Source organism: Chryseobacterium oryzae, assembly GCF_022811665.1.
Classification (GTDB): domain Bacteria; phylum Bacteroidota; class Bacteroidia; order Flavobacteriales; family Weeksellaceae; genus Chryseobacterium; species Chryseobacterium oryzae.
On sequence record NZ_CP094529.1, the window covers coordinates 2,856,070 to 2,880,176 of the forward strand.

22 protein-coding genes are annotated in these 24,107 nt (G+C 34.8%); 9 read left to right on the forward strand and 13 right to left on the reverse strand.

Annotated elements, in window-relative coordinates; genetic code table 11:
* Positions 1–49: 49 nt before the first annotated feature.
* The 8 genes from MTP08_RS12990 to MTP08_RS13025 all read left to right on the forward strand — a co-directional run bounded on the left by MTP08_RS12990 (position 50) and on the right by MTP08_RS13025 (position 8,892).
* Positions 50–2,428 carry a heavy metal translocating P-type ATPase gene (locus MTP08_RS12990; RefSeq protein ID WP_243577760.1) on the forward strand — a complete coding sequence of 793 codons (2,379 nt, stop codon included), beginning with the start codon at positions 50–52 and terminating at the stop codon, positions 2,426–2,428.
* A gap of 109 nt (positions 2,429–2,537) precedes the next feature.
* Positions 2,538–2,759: a cbb3-type cytochrome oxidase assembly protein CcoS gene (ccoS, locus tag MTP08_RS12995; protein ID WP_209388535.1), complete on the forward strand. Its 222-nt coding sequence runs from the start codon at positions 2,538–2,540 to the stop codon at positions 2,757–2,759.
* A gap of 5 nt (positions 2,760–2,764) precedes the next feature.
* On the forward strand, positions 2,765–5,026 hold the full coding sequence (gene ccoN, locus MTP08_RS13000) for a cytochrome-c oxidase, cbb3-type subunit I (RefSeq protein ID WP_243576301.1): 2,262 nt from the start codon (positions 2,765–2,767) through the stop codon (positions 5,024–5,026).
* Positions 5,027–5,043: 17 nt separating this feature from the next.
* A complete protein-coding gene (locus MTP08_RS13005) occupies positions 5,044–5,241 on the forward strand; it encodes a cbb3-type cytochrome oxidase subunit 3 (RefSeq protein WP_209388537.1) in 198 nt (65 codons plus the stop codon).
* Positions 5,242–5,252: 11 nt separating this feature from the next.
* Positions 5,253–6,131: a c-type cytochrome gene (locus tag MTP08_RS13010; RefSeq protein ID WP_209388538.1), complete on the forward strand. Its 879-nt coding sequence runs from the start codon at positions 5,253–5,255 to the stop codon at positions 6,129–6,131.
* Positions 6,132–6,222: 91 nt separating this feature from the next.
* A complete protein-coding gene (gene ccoG, locus MTP08_RS13015; protein ID WP_243576302.1) occupies positions 6,223–7,677 on the forward strand; it encodes a cytochrome c oxidase accessory protein CcoG in 1,455 nt (484 codons plus the stop codon).
* Positions 7,678–7,687: 10 nt separating this feature from the next.
* Positions 7,688–8,140: a FixH family protein gene (locus MTP08_RS13020; RefSeq protein WP_209388540.1), complete on the forward strand. Its 453-nt coding sequence runs from the start codon at positions 7,688–7,690 to the stop codon at positions 8,138–8,140.
* Complete coding sequence (locus MTP08_RS13025) at positions 8,131–8,892, forward strand: sulfite exporter TauE/SafE family protein (RefSeq protein WP_243576303.1); 762 nt, start codon at positions 8,131–8,133, stop codon at positions 8,890–8,892. The genes MTP08_RS13020 and MTP08_RS13025 overlap by 10 nt, the downstream gene beginning before the upstream one ends.
* Positions 8,893–9,372: 480 nt before the next feature.
* On the opposite strand, the gene MTP08_RS13030 is transcribed toward MTP08_RS13025, so the two are convergent.
* Positions 9,373–11,535 carry a DUF5689 domain-containing protein gene (locus tag MTP08_RS13030; RefSeq protein ID WP_243576304.1) on the reverse strand — a complete coding sequence of 721 codons (2,163 nt, stop codon included), beginning with the start codon at positions 11,533–11,535 and terminating at the stop codon, positions 9,373–9,375.
* The gene (locus MTP08_RS13035) at positions 11,489–14,233 is read right to left on the reverse strand and encodes a TonB-dependent receptor (protein WP_243576305.1); all 2,745 of its coding nucleotides are present in this window, start codon (positions 14,231–14,233) and stop codon (positions 11,489–11,491) included. The genes MTP08_RS13030 and MTP08_RS13035 overlap by 47 nt, the downstream gene beginning before the upstream one ends.
* Positions 14,234–14,473: 240 nt before the next feature.
* On the opposite strand from MTP08_RS13035, the gene MTP08_RS13040 reads away from it, so the two are divergent.
* Positions 14,474–15,673, forward strand: a complete 1,200-nt coding sequence (locus tag MTP08_RS13040) for an endonuclease/exonuclease/phosphatase family protein (RefSeq protein WP_243576306.1) — start codon at positions 14,474–14,476, stop codon at positions 15,671–15,673.
* 63 nt (positions 15,674–15,736) lie between these two features.
* Here MTP08_RS13040 and MTP08_RS13045 read toward each other — a convergent pair whose 3' ends face one another.
* The 11 genes from MTP08_RS13045 to MTP08_RS13095 are packed head-to-tail and all read right to left on the reverse strand — an operon-like array spanning position 15,737 to position 23,950.
* Entirely contained in the window at positions 15,737–16,915 is a 1,179-nt protein-coding gene (locus tag MTP08_RS13045; protein ID WP_243576307.1) for a DUF2062 domain-containing protein, read from the reverse strand.
* Positions 16,915–17,400 carry a hypothetical protein gene (locus MTP08_RS13050; RefSeq protein WP_243576308.1) on the reverse strand — a complete coding sequence of 162 codons (486 nt, stop codon included), beginning with the start codon at positions 17,398–17,400 and terminating at the stop codon, positions 16,915–16,917. Before MTP08_RS13050 ends, MTP08_RS13045 begins: the two co-directional genes overlap by 1 nt.
* A 3-nt stretch (positions 17,401–17,403) precedes the next feature.
* Positions 17,404–17,778 carry a hotdog family protein gene (locus MTP08_RS13055; RefSeq protein ID WP_243576309.1) on the reverse strand — a complete coding sequence of 125 codons (375 nt, stop codon included), beginning with the start codon at positions 17,776–17,778 and terminating at the stop codon, positions 17,404–17,406.
* Between the two features lie 2 nt (positions 17,779–17,780).
* Positions 17,781–18,416: a hypothetical protein gene (locus tag MTP08_RS13060; protein WP_243576310.1), complete on the reverse strand. Its 636-nt coding sequence runs from the start codon at positions 18,414–18,416 to the stop codon at positions 17,781–17,783.
* The gene (locus tag MTP08_RS13065) at positions 18,382–19,008 is read right to left on the reverse strand and encodes a LolA family protein (protein WP_243576311.1); all 627 of its coding nucleotides are present in this window, start codon (positions 19,006–19,008) and stop codon (positions 18,382–18,384) included. The genes MTP08_RS13060 and MTP08_RS13065 overlap by 35 nt, the downstream gene beginning before the upstream one ends.
* Positions 19,001–19,756, reverse strand: a complete 756-nt coding sequence (locus tag MTP08_RS13070) for a polysaccharide deacetylase family protein (protein WP_243576312.1) — start codon at positions 19,754–19,756, stop codon at positions 19,001–19,003. The genes MTP08_RS13065 and MTP08_RS13070 overlap by 8 nt, the downstream gene beginning before the upstream one ends.
* Positions 19,757–19,782: 26 nt before the next feature.
* Complete coding sequence (locus tag MTP08_RS13075; RefSeq protein WP_243576313.1) at positions 19,783–20,355, reverse strand: hypothetical protein; 573 nt, start codon at positions 20,353–20,355, stop codon at positions 19,783–19,785.
* Positions 20,356–20,385: 30 nt separating this feature from the next.
* A complete protein-coding gene (locus tag MTP08_RS13080) occupies positions 20,386–21,447 on the reverse strand; it encodes a beta-ketoacyl synthase N-terminal-like domain-containing protein (protein ID WP_243576314.1) in 1,062 nt (353 codons plus the stop codon).
* Positions 21,447–22,643 carry a beta-ketoacyl-[acyl-carrier-protein] synthase family protein gene (locus MTP08_RS13085; protein ID WP_243576315.1) on the reverse strand — a complete coding sequence of 399 codons (1,197 nt, stop codon included), beginning with the start codon at positions 22,641–22,643 and terminating at the stop codon, positions 21,447–21,449. Before MTP08_RS13085 ends, MTP08_RS13080 begins: the two co-directional genes overlap by 1 nt.
* A gap of 36 nt (positions 22,644–22,679) precedes the next feature.
* Positions 22,680–23,198, reverse strand: a complete 519-nt coding sequence (locus MTP08_RS13090) for an acyl-CoA thioesterase (RefSeq protein WP_243576316.1) — start codon at positions 23,196–23,198, stop codon at positions 22,680–22,682.
* Positions 23,186–23,950: an HU domain-containing protein gene (locus tag MTP08_RS13095; RefSeq protein WP_243576317.1), complete on the reverse strand. Its 765-nt coding sequence runs from the start codon at positions 23,948–23,950 to the stop codon at positions 23,186–23,188. Before MTP08_RS13095 ends, MTP08_RS13090 begins: the two co-directional genes overlap by 13 nt.
* Positions 23,951–24,107: the final 157 nt, after the last annotated feature.

The window sequence follows — 24,107 nt, forward strand, 5'->3', positions numbered from 1 at the left end:
GATAAACAAAAAAAAATGTTATAATTTTGTAAGTCAATAATTTATGAAGGTGAGCGAGAACTGTTTTCATTGCGGACAAGAGATAGAAAAGGAAAGAATTTCTTTCGATGAAAAAATTTTCTGTTGTACAGGCTGCAAATCTGTTTATGAAATTCTGAATACCAATAATCTTAGTAATTTTTACGAACTGAACAAAAAGGCAGGAATTCGTCCTTCTGATGATGATGCTTCTCAATTTGATTATCTCGACACACCTGAAATTTTTGAAAGACTGACCGATTTTTCTGAAGGTAATACGAGTCTTGTAACATTTAAAATACCGGTAATCCACTGTTCTTCTTGTATTTGGCTGTTAGAAAGCCTACACACTTTGCACCCGGACATCAATTATTCTCAGGTTAATTTTACAAGAAAAACACTTCAGATTTCTTTCAACCATAACCAACTCAAGCTGAGTGATGTTGCAAAATTTCTCACCAATTTAGGTTATAAACCTGCAATAAGCCTTGAAACCGCAGATAAAGGTGAAGAAAATTTAGACAAATCTCTTTTGGTAAAACTTGCAATTGCAGGATTTGCTTTCGGAAACGGAATGTTTCTCGCTTTTCCAGAATATATTGGTGGCGAAGATGTTTGGATGCAGCATTACAAAGGTCTTTTCAGAATATTAATGTTTATTCTTTCCATTCCTGTAGTATTCTATTCTGCATCAGATTATTACAAATCTGCGTGGTATGGTTTGAAAAATAAAATAGTGAATATTGACGTCCCTATTGTTCTGGGAATTTTTGTATTATTCAGTAGAAGCGTGTACGAAATTGCCACAGATTACGGACCTGGATATTTTGATACTTTGTGCGGACTTTTATTTTTCATGCTTTTAGGAAAAATGTTTCAAAAAAGAACCTACAGCTCGCTTTCCTACGACAGAGATTACAAATCTTTTTATCCAATTGCTGTTACAAAGGTCGATTTTAACGGAAAACAAGACAACATCCTTCTTTCCGAAATAAAAATTGGAGACAGAATTTTGGTTAGAAACCAGGAAATTATTCCCGTAGATGCTATTTTGATTAACGGAAAAGGAAATATCGACAACAGCTTTATTACCGGCGAAAGTGCAAGTATCTCTAAAAATCCGGGAGACAAGATTTTTGCAGGCGGAAAGCAAATAGGATCCTCTTTAGAACTGGAAGTAATTAAAAACGTAGACCAGAGTTACCTCACCCAGCTATGGAATAAAGAAGCGTTCAAGAAACATGAAACAGGGCTGGATACGCTCATCAATAACATCAGTAAATATTTCACATTTATTATCTTAGGAATTGCCATTATTTCCGGAACTTATTGGTATTTTATTGATTTGGAAACGATGTTTCAAGTTATTTCTGCTGTACTGATTATTGCGTGTCCGTGCGCTTTAGCATTATCTTCTCCGTTTACTTTCGGGCATATAATGAGGATTTTGGGCAGAAATAAATTTTATGTAAAAGATACTTTAACAATAGAAAAAATAGCAAAAGTAGACACGCTGGTTTTTGATAAGACAGGAACAATCACCCATAGAAAGAAATCCAATATAGAATACGAAGGTTCTGAAATTCAGGAGTTTGACTTGTTAAACATTAAAACTTTAGTTAAAAACTCCAACCATCCACTTTCTAAATCACTTTACGAATTTCTCAATGTTCAGGATGAATATTTCCCGGTTGATCATTTTGAAGAAATTTCAGGCAAAGGCTATTCTGCTAATGTAAGAGAAAATATTTACAAGATTGGTTCTGCAAAATACAACGATCAGGAATCTAAAAATCTTGAAACCGCCGTCTATGTAAGTAAAAACAATCAGTTTTTAGGAAAGTTTATTTTCAAGAATGAATATCGAGAAAATCTTAAAAAGCTGTTTACAAAACTTACCCATTACAAAATATTTATTTTAAGCGGAGACAATTCTTCCGAAGAAGATCAGCTTAAAAAAATCATTCCGAACTGCAGCGCAATGGCATTTAACCAGAGCCCAGAAAACAAACTGGATTACATCCAAAACCTTCAGAATGACGGATCGAAAGTAATGATGTTAGGTGACGGACTTAATGATGCAGGCGCTCTAAAACAAAGCAATGTTGGTGTTGCCATTTCTGACGACAGCAACAGCTTCACCCCATCGTCAGACGTTATTATAAATGGCGAAAAAGTAACACAACTAAATGATTATCTGAGTGTTTGCAAAGGATCTATCAACATTGTAAAATCTACATTCGTAATCAGTTTTCTTTATAATATTATTGGTTTGAGCTTTGCAGTAACCGGAAATATGAGTCCTTTATTTGCCGCGATTATCATGCCGATAAGTTCTATATCTGTAATAACATTTACTACAGTCTCAACATGGATTTTGGGTAAAAAACACTTTAAAAAGTCTGCTTAACATCGCTTATTTAGATTAATTTTAAATTATTCAAAACCCTTAATTTGTGATGAAAGTCATTATTTTTCACTAAATTTGAACCCCGTAAATAGGTTAATTTTGTTGCCAGATGGATATTCTATATTTAATGATCTTATGCAGCGTTTCATTAGCTGCCGTTTTTTTGGTCGTTTTTATAGTGTATGCCCGAAAAGGACAGTTTGAGGACGACGAATCTCCGGCTGTAAGAATCCTCTTTGACTCTGATGAAATCAAAGAAGAAAATCCCGTTTCGAGCAACGAAAACGATAAAAAAGGAGATAATAATAAATTTGAAGAAAAAAGTGAATAGTTAATATGGAGACACAAAAGTTTAGTTATGACAACAGTATTGTTCGTGCATTCCTATACGCAACCATAGTCTTTGGGATCATTGGTTTTGTATTCGGACTTACGGCAGCATTGATGCTTTTCTATCCTGAGCTTCCTGAATTTTTGTTCGGGACTGATGACGAAACAATCAAAAGTCTGGCGTCAGGAAACATACAAGGTTTAATTAATACGAATGGTGCATTAGGCTTCGGAAGAATCAGAATGCTACATACCAACACGGTAATTTTCGCATTCGTATGTAACATCGTTTACGTAGGAGTTTATTACTCTTTACAAAGATTACTGAAAACAAGAATGTATAGTGATACACTTTCTTGGATTCATTTCTGGACGTGGCAAATTATGATTGTTGCTACTTTCATTACATTCTTTATGGGGATAAACACTTCTAAAGAATATGCAGAACATGAGTGGCCAATCGATATACTTATTGCTATATCATGGGTTATTTTCGGGGTAAATATGCTCCTTACGATAAAGAAAAGAAGAGTTAGGCACCTTTATGTTGCAATTTGGTTCTATCTGGGAACTTGGGTAGCTGTTGCAATGCTTCATATCTTCAATAATTTAGAAGTTCCTTTGTCTTTCACAGGTTGGAAATCTTATTCTGCATACGCTGGTGTAAAAGATGCCATTGTACAATGGTGGTACGGACACAATGCAGTTGCTTTCGTTTTAACAACTCCGGTACTTGGTCTAATGTATTACTTTTTACCAAAAGCGGCAGACAGACCGGTTTTCTCGTATAAACTATCAATTATTCACTTCTGGTCTTTAATTTTCGTATATATTTGGGCGGGACCTCACCACCTTCAATATACTGCTTTACCAGCTTGGGCACAGGCAGTAGGAACCGGGTTCTCTATCATGCTTATTGCACCGTCTTGGGGAGGAATGCTGAACGGATTATTAACTCTAAGAGGAGCTTGGGACAAAGTAAGAGATAATCCTATTCTAAAATTCTTTGTAGTAGCTGTTACTTGCTACGGTATGGCAACATTTGAAGGTCCATTATTAGCAACAAAAAACATTAATAAAATCGGACACTTTACGGATTGGGTAATTGGTCACGTTCACTTAGGAGCTTTAGGATGGAATGGTTTCATGGCTTTTGGAGTTATTTACTACTTGGTACCTGTTATGTGGAGAACGAAACTATGGTCTGTAAAATTGGCTAACTGGCATTTCTGGTTGGGAACTTTAGGAATTATTTTCTATGCTGTCCCAATGTATATTTCAGGATTTACACAAGGTTTGATGTGGAAGCAGTTTAATCCGGACGGAACTTTATTGTGGAAAAACTGGCTTGATACTGTAACAGCAATCATTCCTTACTTTAAAATGAGATTTGTTGGAGGATTGTTCTATCTTACTGGAGGATTATTAATGGTTGTTAACGTATATAAGACCATTAGAAAAGGATCATTCCAAAAAGAAGTTCCTGCCGAAGCTCCTGCATTGGCAAATATTGGAAATAAGAGAAAAGAAGGAGAAGGATTCCACCTTTGGTTGGAAAGAATGCCAACTTTATTAACCATATTATCATTGCTTACTATTTCTGTAGGAAGTATGGTAGAAATCATCCCTACTCTATCACTAAAGAAAAGTGTACCTACCATTTCTGCTGTAAAACCTTATTCACCACTTGAGTTAGAAGGTAGAGATTTATATATCCGTGAGGGTTGTAATGCTTGTCACTCTCAAATGGTAAGACCTTTTAGAGATGAAATCGTAAGATTTAACGGTAAAAACGGACAGTATTCTAAAGCTGGAGAATTTGTATATGACAGACCTTTCCTTTGGGGATCTAAAAGAACAGGACCAGATTTGCACAGAGAAGGAGGGAAAAACCCAAGTTCTTGGCATTATAAGCACATGTTTAATCCAAGATCTACATCTGCCGGTTCTATCATGCCTCGTTACCCTTGGTTAATTGCTAATAATTTAGACAGATCTAAAATGGTTGACAAAATTGTTTTCATGAAGCAGGTTTATGACGTACCTTATACAAAAGCTGAAATTGACACCGCAAATCAGTGGGCAGATAATCAGGCAGCAAAAATTGTAAAAGACATATTTGTACAAGCAGCAGATTTGAAGAGTGCATATGCGAAAAGACCACAAGGTGAACTTGAGAAGAAAGAAATAGTTGCTTTAATTGCGTATCTACAAAGATTAGGTACAGATATTAAAACAACTGAAATTAAAACAGCAAGTACTAACTAAATTTTAAAAAGTTACTGATGATTCCGCAAAACTTTAAAGACATATTATCCAATACAGACAACGCTGGTTTTTACCAAACATTGGCTCTGATATTCTTTATGCTGTTTTTCGTTGGTCTTATAATTTATGTTTTTAGCCGACCTAAAAAATATTATAAGGAAGAAGAACATGCTCCGCTTGGAGATGATGAGGATGATTTCAATTTAAAAAATTAAACTATTTTATTATGAAACAAAGAACACCAGTTTTTGTAAACATTTTAATAATAACGGGACTTTTAATTGTTTTCTATTATTTATTTGTACAAGACTATTCGTTTTTTTCCTCACTTTATTTCTGGGGTACTGTTATAATTGGTGCAATTTTGGCCTACATTCACAGTGCAATTGGAGATTTAATCGAAAACAAAAATTTCGGGAAGTTATCAGACGGTGAAAAAGCAGCTTATCTTGCTGAGAAGAAAATACCTTTCTTAAAAAGACAGTACATGGCTGCCTTCAAAAAGCAATCTGAAACTGAAGAAAAAGATATTCTTATCGACCACGGGTTCGATGGGATTATGGAATTAGATAATCAGCTTCCAAAATGGTGGATCGGTTTATTCTGGTTTGGAACTGTTTTCTGTGTAGTATACATTTTTGCATTCTCTTTTACAGACTTTGCACATCCACTTAAAGAATATGATGCAGAATACAAAGAACAGGAAGCCAGCGTTAAAAAGTACATGGAAGAACAGCCACCTGTAACTATTGAAACTGCAGAGTTTTCTGAAGATAATATTGCTGCCGGTGAAGAAGTTTTCAAAACCAACTGTGTATCTTGTCACTCAGACGGAGGTAAAGGAGGAATTGGTCCTAACCTTACTGATAATTATTGGCACAATCAACCTGAAAAAACTTTATTCAAAAATGTATTTCATGTAGTGGAAAACGGTGTTACCGGAACAGCCATGCAGGCTTGGGGGAAAAACGGTGTACTTACAGGAAACGACATTCAGAATGTTGCAGCTTATGTATACTCAATTAATCAGCTTAAAAAACCAATTACGCCTGCTGAAGGAGGAGCTCCTCCATACGGTACAGAAGCTCATTGGGAAAAAAAGTAATTAAAATTTAGAAAATATATGAAAAAACATAATTTGTTATTAGATAAAAATAGTAACGAATTATGTTTTTTCGTTTTAAAACTAGTTTGAAATGTCAAAAACAGAGAATGAAGCCGCACGCGGTGGACAAGGCCAGGTTTTAGATCCTGAGACTTATAGAGATTCTATAGGCACAATGGAACAGTCCGGTAAAAGAAAATGGATTTTTCCTAAAAAACCAAAAGGTAAATATACCAATTACAGAAATATTGTAAGTTTTGTATTATTGCTGGTATATTTTACAATACCTTTTATAAAAATTAATGGCAACCCATTTTTTATGTTCAATGTCATCGACAGAGAATTTTTTATCGTTGGACAACCATTTTATCCTCAAGATTTCTTTATACTTACACTGGGTGCCATTGCATCTCTTATATTCATCATCTTGTTTACGATTGCTTTCGGAAGAATTTTCTGCGGATGGATTTGTCCTCAGACAATTTTTTTAGAATCTATATTTCGTAAAATAGAGTTTGCAATAGAAGGAGACCGCAATAAGCAAATGAAACTCGACAGGCAGGAATGGAACAGCGAAAAGATATGGAAACGAAGCCTTAAATGGTCTATCTACATCATTATATCTCTCATTATAACCCATTTTATGTTTATGTACATTGTGGGATATGAAGAGGTTTTAAAAATCATTTCCGAAGGACCTTTTGCAAACCCAACAAACTTTATGGTAATGATTTTGTTCACGGCTGCTTTCTACTTTGTATTTGCATGGTTCAGGGAGCAGGTTTGTACTTTGGTTTGCCCTTACGGAAGACTACAGGGAGTTTTGATAGATAAAGATACCATCAACGTTTTTTACGATTTTAAAAGAGGAGAAAATCGTTCTAAATGGAGAAAAGGCGAAGACAGAAAAGCTGCAGGAAAAGGAGATTGTATAGATTGTCTGCAATGCGTAGTGGTTTGCCCTACCGGGATTGATATCCGTGACGGACAACAGCTGGAATGCGTAAACTGTACTGCCTGTATTGATGCTTGTGATGAAGTAATGGATAAAGTAGGATTGCCAAAAGGTCTTATCCGATATGCTTCTGAAAATGAAATTGAAAAAGAAATACCTTTTAAATTTACAGGAAGAATGAAAGGTTTTGCCATAGTATTGGCACTATTGGTAGGATTTTTAGGATTTCTTCTGTACAACAGAGGAGATATGGAAGCAAAATTCATTAAACCGGCAGGAAGTACATTCTTCGTACGAGATGGTAAAATTACCAATACCTACAATTACACATTCTTAAATAAAACCAACGATAAAAAAATTGTTACCGTAAAAGTAATTGATCCTTCCCACGCAGAAATTAATTTCAGTGGTTCGAGTACCATTACCGTTGAAAGAGATAAAATTGCTAAGGGAACCATAAGCATCAGCTTTCCAGAAGCTGAAATGAATTTGTCGAAACAAAACATCACAATCGGGGTTTATGATATGAAAGGAAAATTAGTAGACTCTTACCAAACTTACTTCGAAGGACCTTTTAAATTACAGTTTTAAAGAAAAAATTATGAAAAATTTCACTTGGGGACATGGTATTGTTGTAGCCTTAGCCTCTTTTATTATATTTATTTTAGCCATGTTATTTTTATTTCCTAACGGACAAAAAAATTCTGAAATGGTTACAGAACATTACTATGAAGAAGAGCTTCAGTATCAATCTGTAATTGATGCTAAAAACCGTGCAGATAAATTGCAGGAAAAACCTAAATATTCTCAAGCTCAAAACGGAATAACATTAACCTTCCCTAAAGACATCAAAAATTCGGATACTAAGGTGAGTTTTGTTCTAAACAGATCTGATGACCAAAATTTAGACATCAAAAAATCTGTTCAATTAGATGCCAATAACGCTTTTACGATACCTGCTTCAGTTTTAAAACCAGGAAACTATACCCTAAGACTAAGTTGGGTAAAAGATAAAACCGATTATAGACTCGACTATGATGTGATATGGAAATAGCATTGATTATCTCTGCAATTGGTTTAGGCTTCGCATCCGGATTTCACTGTATCGGAATGTGCGGTCCCATTGCATTATCAATGGGTTTAACCAAAAAGCAAGCGACCAATTACTATCTACAGAATCTTACCTATCAATTGGGAAGGATTTTCACGTATGCATTTTTAGGTGCAATTCTGGGAATTGTGGGAGAAGGATTTGAAATGGCGGGATTTCAGCGGTACTTAACCATTACTGTTGGAGTTTTGCTTATAATCATGGCTTTATTTTCGTTTGGCGGTAAAGACTTCGCCTCGAAGATTCCATTCATATCTCAATTTCTTTTTAAGGTTAAATTAAACCTAGGAAAACTGCTTCAGAAATCAGATTACCGTTCAAGATTCACTACCGGAATACTTAACGGGTTTTTACCATGCGGAATGGTGTATATGGCACTTACTGCAAGTTTGGCAAGTGGCGGAGTTTGGCAGGGAGCTTTATATATGACTTTATTTGGATTGGGAACTCTTCCTTTTATGTTTACGGTAGTTTTGGTGGGAAACCTGATGAGCCAGGCATTCAGACAGAAAATTTTAAAGTTTATTCCTATTGTGATGATTATTTTGGGCGGACTTTTTATTATTCGAGGCTTAGAACTGGGTATTCCTTACGTTTCTCCCAAAAAAGCAGCTATGAAGGTTTCTCCTGAGCATGACATCAACTGTACCAATACAGATCCTAACCACAAACATAATCCTGAAACCTGCCACTGAAAAATCATCCGAAAAAAAGGGGAAATTAGTCGAAAACCAAACTAATATAAATTTCCGATAAGGAAAATCTTCAATATTTGATTTTCAAAACATAATCATTTTATCCCAAAGAGGAATAAAGAAATATTTTGGTATCGGAAAAGATTCAAGCAGAAGAATCTCACTATTTTCATCAAAAACAAAATCATTTCTTAAACTCAGATTATTAAATAATCAAAAAAAAATTTAATTAAACTATTTCTCCGCAATCAGCAATAAATTATTTTCTGCATTATCATTGTCGTTCTGTAGGAATAAAAACGTTATATTTCATAATATCAACATTCTTCCAGAATGACAAAAGCCTGTTGATTTTTGAGTATTATGATTAAAAAGGACATCCATCTAATTAATACCACAAACATGCAAAAATCTGTTATTTTGACAATAAAAAAAGACGAACATTGCTGTTCGTCTTTTTAGTATTTATTCAGTAAAATATTACTGTCCTTTGATTTTAAAATCATCAATCTCCCAAGTTGCTGCCGCAGAAGTTGTAGAGGTATATTTGAATGCAATTCTTACATTCTTTCCTAGAAAAGCAGACAAGTCTACATTCCCAGAACTTACCCAATCACCAAAAGCAGCATTATTGGTATCTAAAGTGGCAGGAAGCTGTACCCAAGTTGTAGTAGCAACATTTCCTGTAAAATTGTCTGTTGCATAAACCTGTAATGCATTACCATTATATCTTACATCACTTGTAAAACTTACCGCTGCTTTAGTTTTACCAACTAAACTGACAGACTTAGAAATAAGCCAGTCTTCATTTGCATTATTTCCTCCTGCAAAACCATTCATCATTGCATAATAATTAGACTGGTTTCCTTGGTTAGAAGTTGTCCACACCTGCGCACCTAAAACATTTACAGTTGTCCAATCTGCATTAAATCCTCCAGCTGCAAAACTTTCGCTGTACAAAACAGGAAGTGGTACATATACAGAACCATCACATCTTGGATCGTCTAAATCTGCTCCCAAAACATCTGTAATCAAAAGTTGGTAAGTCCCATTAAATACACTTAGAACACCATATACATCACCCTTACCGGCTTCTATAACCTGTCCGGCAAAATCTGCATTATTATTGGTTCTCAACAAAATTTTATTCCCAGAACAGTCTTCCAAAGTTCTATTGGTTGGAGATCCTGATGCATATACTTTTTCTAAATCTCCTTCAATAAACTGAAGATTTTTAATTTTAACCCATCTTCCAACATCTGCCATACCAATTTGGTTAATTGTTCTCTCTGTTGGTACAACAGCAGTAGTTGCTTTTTTAGAATCGAAAAAGTATTTATATACATCCGTCTCAGCAATTCTTCCTACTACAGCTCCAAATGGAGATCCTAATTGAATTTCTCCTGAAACAGCACCTACGTAAAGACCATTCAATTTAATGTAAACTTCTTTTCCAACAACAAATCTAGGATCGTTGTATAAATTTGTTTTATCAATATTAATTCTGATACCTCCAGTTGCATCTTCAACATAAATATATTTGAAAAGGTTGGAAGATTTATCGTTAGCAATAACTTTAGCTTTTAAAACAAAATCATTAGTAATAGGCGTTAATGCACTAGACGCTAATTGCTTTACTTCAGCAACCGTTTTCTGTGTTAAACCATTATCGCTGTATTGGCAAGGATCAGCTGTAATTCCATCAATTCTTGGGAATTTTGTCATCTCAAGATCTGTAACCTTATTAATGTACAACTGATAAGTGCTGTTATATTTGCTGTAAATTCCTACAAACTTACCGTTACCTGAAGGAAGTGTCTGATTGGCAAATGAAGCATAACCACTGTTTCTTACAATTCTTGCAGTACCTGAAGTATTATCTCTAATAGCTCTGTCTACAGTAACACCGCTTGGTGCAAAATTGGTACACAAAATTTTATTATCGAATTCTGCATTATCCATTTGAATTAAACAGCCAATCATATTATCGTTTACAGAAATCATCTGAGAAGAAGTCATAATTTTAGGAACAATTTGTCCTCTTATATTACAAGATCTGAAAATAGTTTGTGGAATCATTTTTTCCGGAATACGAGATACAGCACTGTTTTGGTTTTCTGCACCTGTTTTTACTCCTAACTGAACTACTCCACCATAAACACCAACAGCAAGACCATTAATTTTCACATAGATCTTAGAACCTTGAGGAAACTTGGTATAAGTACTTACTGCATCTACACTTATGGTAAAACCATGGGTAGGATCCTTTAAAGCATCCTGAATATAAATGGTTTTATAGATGTTTCCTGTTTCATCTGTTGAACTTACATATCCCTGAATATACAAATCGTCTGAAGGATCGTTGGGTGTATTATCCGCTGGAAATACATAAGCATTGTTATTCGGGTTATTGAGAGTATATTTTTCTCTCAATTCTTTCAAAGAAGTATTTGCAGTAAAATCCTGAATACACTGTACTCCTGCAAGATTGGGATCATCATACTTATCATCGTGTACACAGCCCGATATAATTAGAGCCGCAATCATCACGAAAATATATTTTAAAATGGAATTATATTTTTTCATTTTTATAATATTAGAATCTAAAATAAACATTTGTGAAGAATGTTCTTCCTCTGTCATACCAAAGTTTTGGTCCGAATGCAGGGTATTCTTTTGCAGAATCTGCAAGAGCTGCCGGGAAAGAAACATTTCTTCCTTGCTCAAAACCTCCGGTTACATAATTTCTGTTGTTCAAGATATTGTTAACAGAAACGCTTATTCCCATTCTGAATTTTCCAAAAAGGAAAGACTTACCAGCGTTGGCATTCAACATAAACTGATCATCGAATTTCTTCTGTGCAGTTAATTGCTGAATAAGTTCTGGTGTAACATTCTGATAAGGATCATTCGTATTAGGATCTATATACATATATGGAGTCTTGTTTAAGGCAGAAAAATCCAGATACTGATCCATTAAATAATTGGCAGAAGCACCAACCCACCAATATTTAGGCGAGTTATATTTTAATCCAAAAGAAAATGCTTTCTGAGGTGTTCCGGCTACCTTATAATTTTTAATATTAGCCTGTCCTTTCCAAAATTCTTCACCTCGGAAACCGTTAAGGTCATCAAAAGAAGATACATTAGCATTAGAAGTAAATTTGTATTCTCCAATACTTGCAGCACCGATCGCATTAATGGTTGGCGTAATTTTAACATCATAACCAACTTCTACACCCATATATCTCTTGTTTACACCAGTCATGGCTTCATTTACAAGCGTATTTAAAGATGTTCCTACTGCATCTGTTACATCTGCATAGTATCTTGCAATTTCGGTAGAATTACTAATGGTGGTATAGAAACCTGTAACTCTCAATTTCAAAATCTGTCCTCTGGTAATGTAACTCAAATCATTAGAATTAATAATTTGATTTTTAACTCCCGGAGTTACATAATCTACCATTCTTGGGTTAATGTAAATCTCGTTAAGAGTTGGAGCTAAGCTGAAAAACGCACCGTTGTAAACAATAAAGTTTTTACCGTTTATTTTATACGTAATTTTCGCTTTCAAACCTGCATCTAAAGCGTCATAAACGGCACTTTTTCCTTTAGAGTTATCAGCAAATCTGGCAATACCACTTCTGTAGTCTCCATTTCTCTGAGATTCTGAATATGAACTGAAAATAGACGCAACAACATTAAACTTATTGAAATCTACTTCAGAAGAAACATTTAATGAATAATGATTTCTTGTAAACATGTAAGAATACTGTGTTCTGTCTCCTACTCTTCTTTCTACATTATCATCATCGGCATTATATTTTGCATCGTTATTGAAAGCATTAAGATTATAGGCGAAATTAGCTCCCAGCAAATCTTTGATTCTTCTGAAATTATCCGATTTTAAATTTTGATAATTAAAGTTGATATTCAATTTCCAGTTATCCTTCAAATGAGTATCGAAGTGAGAAGAGAAGTTGAATGTTTTATCCTTATTTACATCTTCAACCAAACTGTAAACAGCACCTCTCGGTTTACCGTTCATATCGTTAAGATTCAGATAATTTGCCATGTAAAGGCTGTTCCAGTCGATTTGTGACTGTGCTTTGAATTCATCCGCAGTTAAAAGACCATAGCTAGGCATTTTACGGTAATAAGTCGGGTTAGGATCAGCTGCGTGGAACCAGTCTAATCTGCTTCTTGCATCACTTCCTATCTGGTAAGAAACTGTATTGATTAAATTAGAGGATTTCCCTAACTTCAAATAATCTGTAAGCATAAACATTGGTTCAAAAACCTTTCTGATTCTTGAATTTCTCTGTTCACCATCTTGCCATCCCCAGAATGAATTATAGTTTTTCCCCATAAGGTCGTAAACTTCCTGAGTGTTAGGAGCATTAGAGGCTCTGTAAGTAGGAGAACCAAATCCTGTTAAATTGATGGAGTGTCTATCACTGAATTTCTTCTCAATTGCCCCGAAATAAGCATAAGAATCTTGGTAAACACCATCAATAATTGCTTTATCTCCCCATCTTCGGCTTGCGGAAAGCGTAAATGCCCATCCATTTTTAGTAAGACCAGAAGAATACGTTGCCATCGCTCTGTGAAGGTAGCTTCTGTTCGTAAATGAATACGCAAGTGAAGTCTGCTTTCTGAATGATGATGCTCTTGTATTATAATATACAACTCCACCAAGGTTACCAAAAGCGTATTCTGATGGTGTAATATTATCTACATTCTCATAAGGATATCTTGTAACATCGTTAAGACCACCCCAGTTGCTGAAGTCTATTTTCCCATCGTCGCTTTTAGACATAGAAACTCCGTTGAAAATAACGTCTTCAAATCTCAAATCTACCCCTCTCGGTCTGAACCAATAAGCTCCCAATTCAAAAGCAGAAACATTCTGAAATGCATCTCTTCCAGAGCTTAAAAGACCAACCGTTGGCTGCATGGAGCTTCCTCCGTCTTCGGTATCACCCGCAGAATCGTCTATAACAACTACGCCCGCATCGGTTGCTGCACTGTTGTTCAAAACAATTACACCTAAGTCTTTTCTTTTTTCATCTGCAGTTACATCAAACTCAACTGTTTTAGATTCGAAGTTTGGCTTATTAATGGTAATAAGATAATGCCCAGGCATTAAATCTACAAACTGAAAATAACCAATTTTGTCTGCGGTAACGTCATTTACAGATTGTTCAAGATCAACCTCTGCTCTCTCAACCGGCTTACCGTCCTGACCTTTAACATACGCATACACAGTAGTTTGAGCGTAGTAATACGATGCAGGGAGCAAAGTAAACAAAGAGATTAGGGATAGTTTTTTAATCATAATAAACTTATTTTTAAAACCTTATTTTATTAAGGGGCAACAAATTTAGTATTATTTTCATTAAGTAAAACATTTTTAGCATTTTATTCTATTAATTATTCTTAACACTTCGCAATTATCACAACAATCCTCCCTTTTTATGGATTAAATGAAAAAATCATTTATTAAAATAATTTAATCTATTATTTATTTTAAAAAAGTGTAATTTTAAGCCCTCAATTTTTTGAATTTAATAATATCATGAAAAAATTATTGTCAGTTTTTGCCATATTGTGGTTTCTTGTGGGTTATTCTCAGCAGAAACAGGTAAAAAGAGCAGCTGTTGCTTTTCTGAATGTTGAAAACTTATGGGATACTATTGTATCTGCAGATTACATAGACGGAACAGTACCATTTTCTAACCCAAAATTTCACAGAAGTGTACCTGTAGATTCATTGAAGTATCTTGAAACAACAGAAGAATACACCGGTGAATGGAGCAACGAAAACTTGGTTGGAAAAAAAGTAATAAGAAAACAGATTCTTGCAGATGATTTTACTGCAAAAAGCCCAAAAAGATGGGGTTCTAAATACTATAATCAAAAACTTGCCAATGAGGCAAAAGTAATCTCCGAATTAGGAAGACAATATACCAACGATAACCCAGTAATCTGCGGACTGATAGAAGTAGAAAACCGACAGGTAATTCAGGACCTCATCAAACAGCCTGCTTTGGCAAAGAGCAATTATGGCATAGTACATTACAATTCTTATGATTCGAGAGGAATAGATATCGCCATTATTTATCAGAAAAGCAGATTTACTTTAGAAAACTCTTATACTAAGGAAATAAAAATCTTCAATGAAGAAGGCAGAAGAGAATACACCAGAGATGTCCTCGTAGCTATCGGCTATTTAGACGGTGAAAAAATTGCTGTTTTTATGAATCACTGGCCTTCTCGTAGAGGAGGAGAAGCTGTTTCTCAGGCAAAAAGAAATGCAGCCGCTACGGTTTTGAAAAACGAAATGGATAAAATTTCCGCAGAAAACCCGGGAATTAAATTATTTGCCATGGGAGATTTTAACGACGATCCGGTAAGTCCGAGTTTAAAGAAATATCTAGGTGCTGTTGGAAGCCCTTCAGAATTATCAGAAAAAACACCGTATTATAATCTAATGTACAAACTGTTTAAAGCTGGTGTTGCCTCTTTGGCTTATAGAGATTCTGGTAACTTATTCGATCAGATCATTGTTTCTCAGAATTTATATTCAACCGAAAAAATAACCCCTACTTACAGTATTTTTAAGGCTGAAATCTACGCTCCTTCTTATTTAATAAACAAAGAAGGACAGTTTAAAGGCTATCCTTTCAGATCTTGGGATGGCGATAGATTCACAGGAGGTTATAGCGATCACTTTCCTGCTGTTTCGGTTATTCAGAAAGAATACATAAAAAAATAAAAAGCAAAAGCACTCCACAGAGAGTGCTTTTTTTATGTGTTTAAATTTTTAGCTTCAAGAAAATTATAACCGTTCATTATCCGGACTTACCTTATTCAAAAAAAGAAAAGTAGCAACTCCAGAAATTAAAGACATGGTAACAGCTAAAATTAAACTTCCAATAATATATTGCAGAACATTATTTTTTACCAGATCAAAATTCCATTCCTTGTTGAAAATGTCGCTATCATTGGCAACGAAAGGCGAGCCAAGAAATAATGAGGCTACGATAATAAAAGGAAGAAAAATAGGCAAACTTACATTGGATGCAACAAAAGCAAGAATTTTATTGAGCTTGAATACCACCGAAAGCGAAATCACTAATAAAGTATGGTAACCTCCAAACGGTAAAAACCCAACAAAAACCCCAAGAGCAATAGAAAATGCTTTAATTCGATTAGATCCTTCACTTTCTAAAATATCTTCTTTAATGAATTGTTTAAAACTTTTTTTCCTTAAATCAATAATGAAGTTTCGTGGCTTAATATAGACTAAAGTAATCAAGACCAAAATCGTATTCAAAATGCTGATTCTGGTAAAATCTTTGAAAGGCCTGAAATGAGAAACCCGTTCCGCCGGATCATACAAGACTTTTACAGGGACATTCTTTACAGGAATGTGTCGCCAAGCCGTTCTTACGATGATTTCAATTTCAAATTCAAATTTCGGAGTGAAATACTTTTTGGGGATTTTATTTAATGGATAAAGCCTGTAACCGGATTGTGTGTCCTGAAGTTTAATGCCGGTCTCGAACCAAAACCAAAAGTTGGAAAAACGGTTTCCGAAACTGCTTTTTTTAGGAATTCCGTCCTGAGACATATTTCGGTTTCCGATGAGCAGAACTTCCTCATCTTCTTCCAGCAAAGCCTGAACAAAAACAGGAATATCATCGGGATAATGCTGCCCGTCCGAATCTATGGTAATTGCAAAATCATAACCCTCTGAAATGGCTTTACGGAAGCCGGTTTTTAAAGCGTTTCCTTTCCCTTTGTTTTGGGGAAGATGAACTGCCGAAATATTGTGATAGCTGCTTAAAATTTTTGAGGTGGAATCTGTAGAACCGTCATTAATGACGATGATATTTCGGGTGTATTCTAAGATACCATCCAAAACCCTCCGCAAAGTTTTGTGATTGTTGTACGTAGGAACAAGAACGCAGATTTTCTTTTCCGTGATTGCATTCTGAACTTCCGTGAGTGTCATTATTTTAAAGAATTTTTTTCTGCAGCCGTCATGGTTTTAGACTGCATTGCGAATTTTCTTATGTAGGTTTTTAAACCCGCATTTTGCTTGGAATAATTGTTTAGGATAAATATTTTGTCTTCTTTCACGTTTTTAGAATAGCCTACAATTTTTGGGATATTTTCCTGCACACTCATTCTTATGACACGCAATTCTGTATTGCTCTCATTGTTCTTTATCAAACTTTCAAGGGCAGAAGCACCACTTTTTACAAAAGTTTTTCTTTTATTTTTTTCAGTAGTTACTTTGGCTTCCAAAATTTGAGCTGCCGCTCTGTAACCCGATATTACTGGATCTGAAGAGGTGGTTTTATCGGCAACAGCAATAAAGTTTTTTGCGCCTTCATTAGAAAGATTGGCTTTAGAATAAGAATTTCTCAAAGCTTCCAGATCTCCACCCTGAAACACCAAAAATAAAGTTGCGACGATTGAAAATAAAAACTTCATAGCTTACAATTTACGATAGTTAACAGACATTTTAAGTGCAATAGTCTCGCCAAACGAGGTCGTGCTTTTTACTTTAACTTCCTCGTCATTTTCAGAAATTTGAAGTTGTACCAGCAAATCCGGCGTTTCAAAAGGATTGATGATTGCCATAAATTTCACATTGGAAGCCGATTTTAAAAACAAAGATTTTCCGGTGAATTCTTCCGTCAGTTCCTTTACAATCTGCATCATGCAAACCCCCGGCGTTACAGGATTTCCAGGAAAGTGTCCCTTGAAAATATCGTGGTCTTTATTCAATGAAATTTTAGCAGAAAACAGACCGTTTTCGTCTTTTTCAAACGAATCTAAAGTGTAAAATTGGTTGAGAATGCTTTGCATATTTATTCCGTTTCTGTGATTTGAAATAGTTTGATACTGATTTTAAAATCTTTATGCTGAATTTCTATTTTCTCTGCAAAAGTAGGTGTTTTAGCCTCAAAATTAAAATCAATTTTTTCTTTCTTATTTTTCGTAACTACAATCTGGCTAAGAAGTTTATTGTTTGAGTTTTTCCTTAAATAATAGATTTTATTACCCATTTTTGACGTGAAAATGTAAGAAAGATTATCTTGGAAACTTTCATTTACACTGTAATTTTTCCTCAACAGTTCCTGAAAATCATTTTTAAGGAAATTAATGATCATTTTTTTGTCCAAATCGGGAAGAACGTAATTGAGTTTGAAATCGTTTTCTGAAATCTCAAAATCAATCATTTTATTACCGAAATCTGTAGTCATCACGATACGATGCGTTGAGTCAGAAATTTTTTTAATAATGAGAATTCCGCTGATATCATTTCCGTAAACCTCCATCTGACATTTGTAAACATAGTCTTTATTGGAAGAAAAGAACAGATTTTCAACAGTTTTTTCAGAATTGGGAATGGGTTTTACATCCGTAAGCTGATAGGTTTTACAGGAAACAAACAGCAGAAAAATTAGACTATAAAGAAAATTCTGAAGCAGAAATCGGCGCATTGATTTTTGTATTTTTAAAAACAATATTCGTAGTGTCACCCGAAGCTTCCGTCATATTAACCTGAGAAACTGTTGATTCATTTTTCGGAAATTGTAATTCGATTTGTTTGATATACTTTAACAGCTGAGCAGATTTCGGGGTGAATTTGGCAATGTTAAAATTTCCATTTTTGAAATAGCTTACAGAAAATTCCGGGTCATTGAACATCTGTCCGTTGGAGCTTCCTACAATCAGTTTATTGATTTTTTCAAAAGTTTTGCTTTTTGCATCTACCGAAGATTTTTTTCCCTGGTCGTTGATGTAGATTTTATTCTCCTTGAAAACAATGCTGTATTGATAAGGCTTCGTGTATTTCCAGCTTAATGTATTGGGGGTTTTCAGGGACATTTTGCCTTGGGTAACTATGTTTTTATCCAAAAAATCCATTTTTTTGGTTTGGACAAAGTCACTTTGCAGGGTTTTTATCCCTTTGGTTTCAGAGGAAACTTTGGCAACAAACGCTTTTGCTTCCGCTCCAGACATTGCAGTATTTTGCCCCAAAAAGAGCCCGGAAACCAATAAAAATGTGCCTAAAGCAATATTTTTAATCATTATTTTTAGAATTAATCATTGAATCCATTGTGAAAGTCGAATACTTTTCACGCTCCAAAAATAACAATAATTCAACCAAAACATTATACGTTTTCTCGGAAGTGTCGTGAAGTAGAATAATACTTCCTTTATTGAGATTTTTTGTGATTCTGTTATAGATTTTGTTTTCGTTGTCAATTACTGTATCAAGCGAACGTACATTCCAACCAATACTTTTTTTCTGAATTTTTTTAATGGCTTTTGCAATATTCGGATTGGTTACACCGAAAGGCGGACGATATAAATTTGTTCTAATATTCCCAAATTTTAACATCACTTCATCGCATTTTTCAATTTCATCAATCATTTTTGAAGTCGATAAAAATCCAGTCTTATTCGAATGTGAAAAAGTGTGATTTCCCACAGAATGCCCTTCCGCAATAATTCTTTGGAAAATTTCAGGATATTTTTCAATCTGTTTTCCGATGCAGAAAAAGGTTGCTTTGATATGATTTTCCTTCAATAAATCTAAAAACTCAGGTGTAAATTCGGTCGGTCCATCATCGAAAGTTAATGCTACTTCCTTGATTTTGGTTCTTTTTTGAGTAATCGAATTCAGAAAATATTGCAACTGAATATCGAAAGAACCCCAAACAACCACCGCAGAAAACATCAGAAAACAAAACAGATACACCCAAAAACTCCCCTGAAATGCATAAATAAACACATTGCAGAAAACATAAAACAGGATGAATAGGTAATGTTTCATTATGTATGCTATTCTTTTAATGTAAATTATTCAATTTTTCTGGTGGCGACCAGTAATTTTTCACCTTGCTTATCAAGAACATATTTTTTTGTCCACAAACAGTCTTTGTTGTACTCGTATCGATATTTAATAATGTTTTTGTTCGAGCTATCAAAGGTTCGGGCTTGGTCGATTTTTTTTAATCTTTCAAAATTTCGTTTTTCTTCGGTGATGTTATTGCATTGATCATAAGAATAGTTAACGATTTCTTCTTCGAGATAGCCCGTAGAACCATTAAATTTTCTTTGATACTTTTCTGAAACCAACCCTTTTTTATTACGCTTAATCTCTATTTTGTAATCAAGATTAATGTTAGGTGTAAAACCATCCGAAAGAGAGTCTTTTTCTAATTTTTCTGGGATAGGATTAATTTTAGAAACCGAAACAAGCGAATCATTTTTATATAATTTCGCTAAATTGGGTTTCCCATTCTCAAGTTCATAAACTACCATTTCATCCGACTTGCCATATCGTATGCTTACCTTAGAATATTTTGCCCAATTTTCGTTTTGCTCCAATATATCTTGTGCATAAAACAAATTAGGTATTATAATTAACAAAAGATATGTTAGAGTTCGACTATTCATTTTTTAAACATTTTTTAATAAAACCAAACTATGGTCTTTTCCTCCCAAATGATTGTAGAGAAGAATGTTTTTAATTTCTGGTTTGTTTACGAAATTAATCATCATCACTTCCGGGATTTCCTGATTTTTGAGAATCTGACAAGCCATAAATGTTGAAAAACCACTTGCGGTATTGAATTCTCCGCTCAAATGTTTAAAATACAATAAAGATGAATTTTGAAATAATTCTGAAGCCTTTTTATAATAAATATCTGATTCTGAGTCGCCACTAAAACCAAGAATCACGGCATCAATTTCATTATTTTTCAAATTGTTTTTAGCTAAAAAATCTTGAATGAATGATTGGGTTTCTTCTAAATTTAATTCGTTAATAATCTGAATATCTTCAAGTTTCGCATAAGAAGTTTCAGTTTTTTCTTTCCCGACTACAAAAAAACTAGCACCTTCTCCCCAAATTACCCCTTCTGTTTGTGAATTGAGAAAATCTGCGGGAAGATTTCCCTCTTTTTTTATGGTATTATTGAGTTTGTACAACTCCATAGTTCGGTCGGTTTGTTCGTCGCAAGAACCTACCAAAACTTGTTCTGCTTCGCCGTCATTAATCTGAAGTTTCGCATCTAGAAACGAAAATTCCAGAGACGAAGATGTGTTCACATAGGTGAAATTGTAAGCGTGGCACTGCAAACCTAAAGCAATTTGTCCCGCAACCGTATTATGCGTAGATTGTATGAAATAAGTTGGAGTTAAAAACTCTTCATTGTTCTCAATTACGTTTTTCAGAAACTTTTCCGAGTCCTGCGAACAGCCCATTCCGGTTCCCACGATAATGGCATCAGGATTTTCTATTCCTGCTTCTTTCAAAGCATATTGCGAAGCTACGGAACTCATTTTTACCGTTTTAGACATTCTTCTGCTTGCTGCAGGCGGAATGAATTCTTTGTAATTCGGTTCAATGGCTTTTAAAATCTGTACTGTATTTTCTGGCTTGAGATTTTTGAAAAAATCGTCTTTTAATGTATCCTGAACCGAGATGCAGGCTGCACTGTTGATGTAAACTGCACTCATTATTTAGAAAAAATTAAGGTTGAACAATTTCCTCCAAAACCAAATGAGTTGGAAAGAACGTGATTGATATTTCTCTCTTTGAGTTCCGTTACAGGTGTCAAATCGAATTCTTCCATTTTTGTTTTAAAATTCAGATTCGGGAAAATCAAATTATTCTGAATCGCCAACAGAGAATATACCGCTTCAATTCCCGCTGCCGCCGCTAGAGTATGACCTGTAAAGGCTTTCGTAGAACTGAATTCCGGGACTTTGTTTTCTCCAAAAATCCGAATCATTGCAATACCTTCCGACAAATCATTATTCGGAGTTGCGGTGCCGTGAACGTTGATATAATTGATATTTTCTTTGTCCAAACCCGAAACTTTCAATGCTTTTTCCATCGCCAGAAAAGCGCCTTGTCCGTTTTCCGAAGAAGCGGTTTGGTGATGGGCATCGTTGGCATTTCCGTATCCCGAAAGATAACCGAGAACTTTTTTATTTTCTTTTTTCACGATTTCATCAGATTCCAAAATGATGAAAGCGGCTGCTTCACCTAGATTCAGACCTTTTCTGTCGTTATCAAAAGGCGTGTTATAAGAATCTGTAAGAATCATCAGTGTATTGAAACCATTTAGCGTAAACTTTGAAAGCGAATCTGTTCCGCCCACAATCACACGGTCTAAAACGCCATTTTTAATGAGTTTCGCACCCATCATAATGGCATTGGCAGCAGACGAACAGGCTGTACTGATGGTAGAAACCATTCCTTTCAAACCCAGATAATCTGCAATCAGTAAGGATGAATTTCCCGCATCGTGAGAGTCAATATATTTTTGCTTTTCAGGGAAGTCTTCGTACGTGTAGAAATATTTTTCGGTGATATCCATTCCGCCAACGCTTGTTGAGGAAATAAGTCCGGTTTTATATTCATTAATATCAGAAATTCCGGCACTTTCAACAGCTTCTTTTGCCGCAACCATTCCCAGTAAGGACGTTCTGGTTGCATTGTTATCTGTGTTTAAATGCAGTTTTTCTGCTAATTCTTCATTAGACAATTTGATTTCGCCCGTTTTAATAGTTCCGGCGTGGCGGGTTTCAAACAAACTAATATCCGAAATACCGTGTTGTCCTGATTTCAGCGACCTCAAATTTTCCTCCACATTGTTTCCAATTGCGGAGATTATGCCCATCCCTGTTATGGCAATTTTTTGATTCATATAATATTGGAAGTAATGCTTGGTGATTGTTTTTTATTAAGATTCCTGAAAAAGTTTCTTCAACTCCACAGAATCTGCCGGTTTCATTCTTCCGGAAAGAATTAAGGAAAGCTCTTTTCTTCTTAAAGCTGCAGCATATCTTTCTTTCTCCAAATCTGTTTCTGGCTCCATTTCAGGAATGGGTATAGGTCTGTTAAATTCATCAACCGCAACAAAAGTATAAATTCCTTTATTGGTATGAATTTTTTTTCTGTTGATAGGATCATCCAACCAAACATCTACATAAATCTCCATAGAGGTAGAAAATGCTCTTGAAACTTTAGACTCCATCACAACAATACCACCTTCGGGAATGGGATAATCGAAAGAAACGTGATTCACAGATGCGGTAACCACTCTTCTCTCGCAATGTCTTGTCGCAGAGATAGAAGCACATCTATCCATTCTTGCCAAAAGCTCGCCTCCGAAAAGATTTCTGAGCTGGTTGGTATCGTTGGGAAGAACGATATTCGTCATTACTGTAAGAGATTCTGATGCCTTTTTTACTTTTGCCATTTAGATTTTCTTTTATGAGAAGTTGGTTTCCAACTTTTTGCTGATTGTTTTTTGATAGAATCCTGTTTTAAAGAATCTGCTTTGAAAGCCTTTACAGAATCCTGAAATTTTATTTTTGCCGAATCTATTTTTACCGGAGCTTTTTTCTCGATTCTCTGAGTTTTTGTTTTTACCGAAAGATCATCAAAAGATTTTTTACCAAAAATAAGTTCCTGCTGCGTATATGCAAAATACAAAATTCCCAAAACCGGAACAATGAAAAGAAATATCCAAAGTATCGATTTATTGAGTTTGTAATCTTTTTCGGAGTTTTCCTCTGAAACGGTTGGATGCTGATCGTTAATCTCTGAAAATCGGATTTCTTCTAACCCATAAAAATCGGGATCGTCCGACTGTAAGCGGTTTCCTTTAAATACAAATTGGTCATTTTCCAAAGAAAGTGTTCCGAGACCATTGATATCTAAAGTTTTTTCCGACTGCAATCTTTTTTTCCAAAAATCTACCTGAAGATAGAGCTCTCTTTCTGCAGATGCTTCAGAAATTTGTTTCTGCTGACTTAAAAAAACAGTGAAATTTCTATCCTGAATATGATAATCCTGTTGAAAATTAATTTGGCTGGACGGCGGAAGAATACTTCCGTTTTCAGAATTAATAACTGCTTTGGAGTTTTCCAGAGAGAATGCACCAAACTGCGGAACTACAACAGTTCCGAATTGCTTCAGATATTCTAAAATGTATGCTGAAATATTCATTTGGCGACAAATTTATGATTTTTTAATGAGTTTTTGAGAGATTTATTTTCAGGTTGAAATATAAAAAACTTCAATTTCTTACTATTTGTAAAAATATACAGAATTGTTCATTTTCAAATCGGTTTACTTATTATTTATCATTCAAAGACAATAAAAA

Excerpts from the sequence above, each read along its gene's own strand:
- ccoS (WP_209388535.1), top strand. The coding sequence starts at position 2,538 with ATGGATATTCTATATTTAATGATCTTATGCAGCGTTTCATTAGCTGCC.
- ccoN (WP_243576301.1), top strand. The coding sequence starts at position 2,765 with ATGGAGACACAAAAGTTTAGTTATGACAACAGTATTGTTCGTGCATTC.
- MTP08_RS13005 (WP_209388537.1), top strand. The coding sequence starts at position 5,044 with ATGATTCCGCAAAACTTTAAAGACATATTATCCAATACAGACAACGCT.
- MTP08_RS13010 (WP_209388538.1), top strand. The coding sequence starts at position 5,253 with ATGAAACAAAGAACACCAGTTTTTGTAAACATTTTAATAATAACGGGA.
- ccoG (WP_243576302.1), top strand. The coding sequence starts at position 6,223 with ATGTCAAAAACAGAGAATGAAGCCGCACGCGGTGGACAAGGCCAGGTT.
- MTP08_RS13020 (WP_209388540.1), top strand. The coding sequence starts at position 7,688 with ATGAAAAATTTCACTTGGGGACATGGTATTGTTGTAGCCTTAGCCTCT.
- MTP08_RS13025 (WP_243576303.1), top strand. The coding sequence starts at position 8,131 with ATGGAAATAGCATTGATTATCTCTGCAATTGGTTTAGGCTTCGCATCC.
- MTP08_RS13030 (WP_243576304.1), bottom strand. The coding sequence starts at position 11,535 with ATGACAGAGGAAGAACATTCTTCACAAATGTTTATTTTAGATTCTAAT.
- MTP08_RS13035 (WP_243576305.1), bottom strand. The coding sequence starts at position 14,233 with ATGATTAAAAAACTATCCCTAATCTCTTTGTTTACTTTGCTCCCTGCA.
- MTP08_RS13040 (WP_243576306.1), top strand. The coding sequence starts at position 14,474 with ATGAAAAAATTATTGTCAGTTTTTGCCATATTGTGGTTTCTTGTGGGT.
- MTP08_RS13045 (WP_243576307.1), bottom strand. The coding sequence starts at position 16,915 with ATGACACTCACGGAAGTTCAGAATGCAATCACGGAAAAGAAAATCTGC.
- MTP08_RS13050 (WP_243576308.1), bottom strand. The coding sequence starts at position 17,400 with ATGAAGTTTTTATTTTCAATCGTCGCAACTTTATTTTTGGTGTTTCAG.
- MTP08_RS13055 (WP_243576309.1), bottom strand. The coding sequence starts at position 17,778 with ATGCAAAGCATTCTCAACCAATTTTACACTTTAGATTCGTTTGAAAAA.
- MTP08_RS13060 (WP_243576310.1), bottom strand. The coding sequence starts at position 18,416 with ATGCGCCGATTTCTGCTTCAGAATTTTCTTTATAGTCTAATTTTTCTG.
- MTP08_RS13065 (WP_243576311.1), bottom strand. The coding sequence starts at position 19,008 with ATGATTAAAAATATTGCTTTAGGCACATTTTTATTGGTTTCCGGGCTC.
- MTP08_RS13070 (WP_243576312.1), bottom strand. The coding sequence starts at position 19,756 with ATGAAACATTACCTATTCATCCTGTTTTATGTTTTCTGCAATGTGTTT.
- MTP08_RS13080 (WP_243576314.1), bottom strand. The coding sequence starts at position 21,447 with ATGAGTGCAGTTTACATCAACAGTGCAGCCTGCATCTCGGTTCAGGAT.
- MTP08_RS13085 (WP_243576315.1), bottom strand. The coding sequence starts at position 22,643 with ATGAATCAAAAAATTGCCATAACAGGGATGGGCATAATCTCCGCAATT.
- MTP08_RS13090 (WP_243576316.1), bottom strand. The coding sequence starts at position 23,198 with ATGGCAAAAGTAAAAAAGGCATCAGAATCTCTTACAGTAATGACGAAT.
- MTP08_RS13095 (WP_243576317.1), bottom strand. The coding sequence starts at position 23,950 with ATGAATATTTCAGCATACATTTTAGAATATCTGAAGCAATTCGGAACT.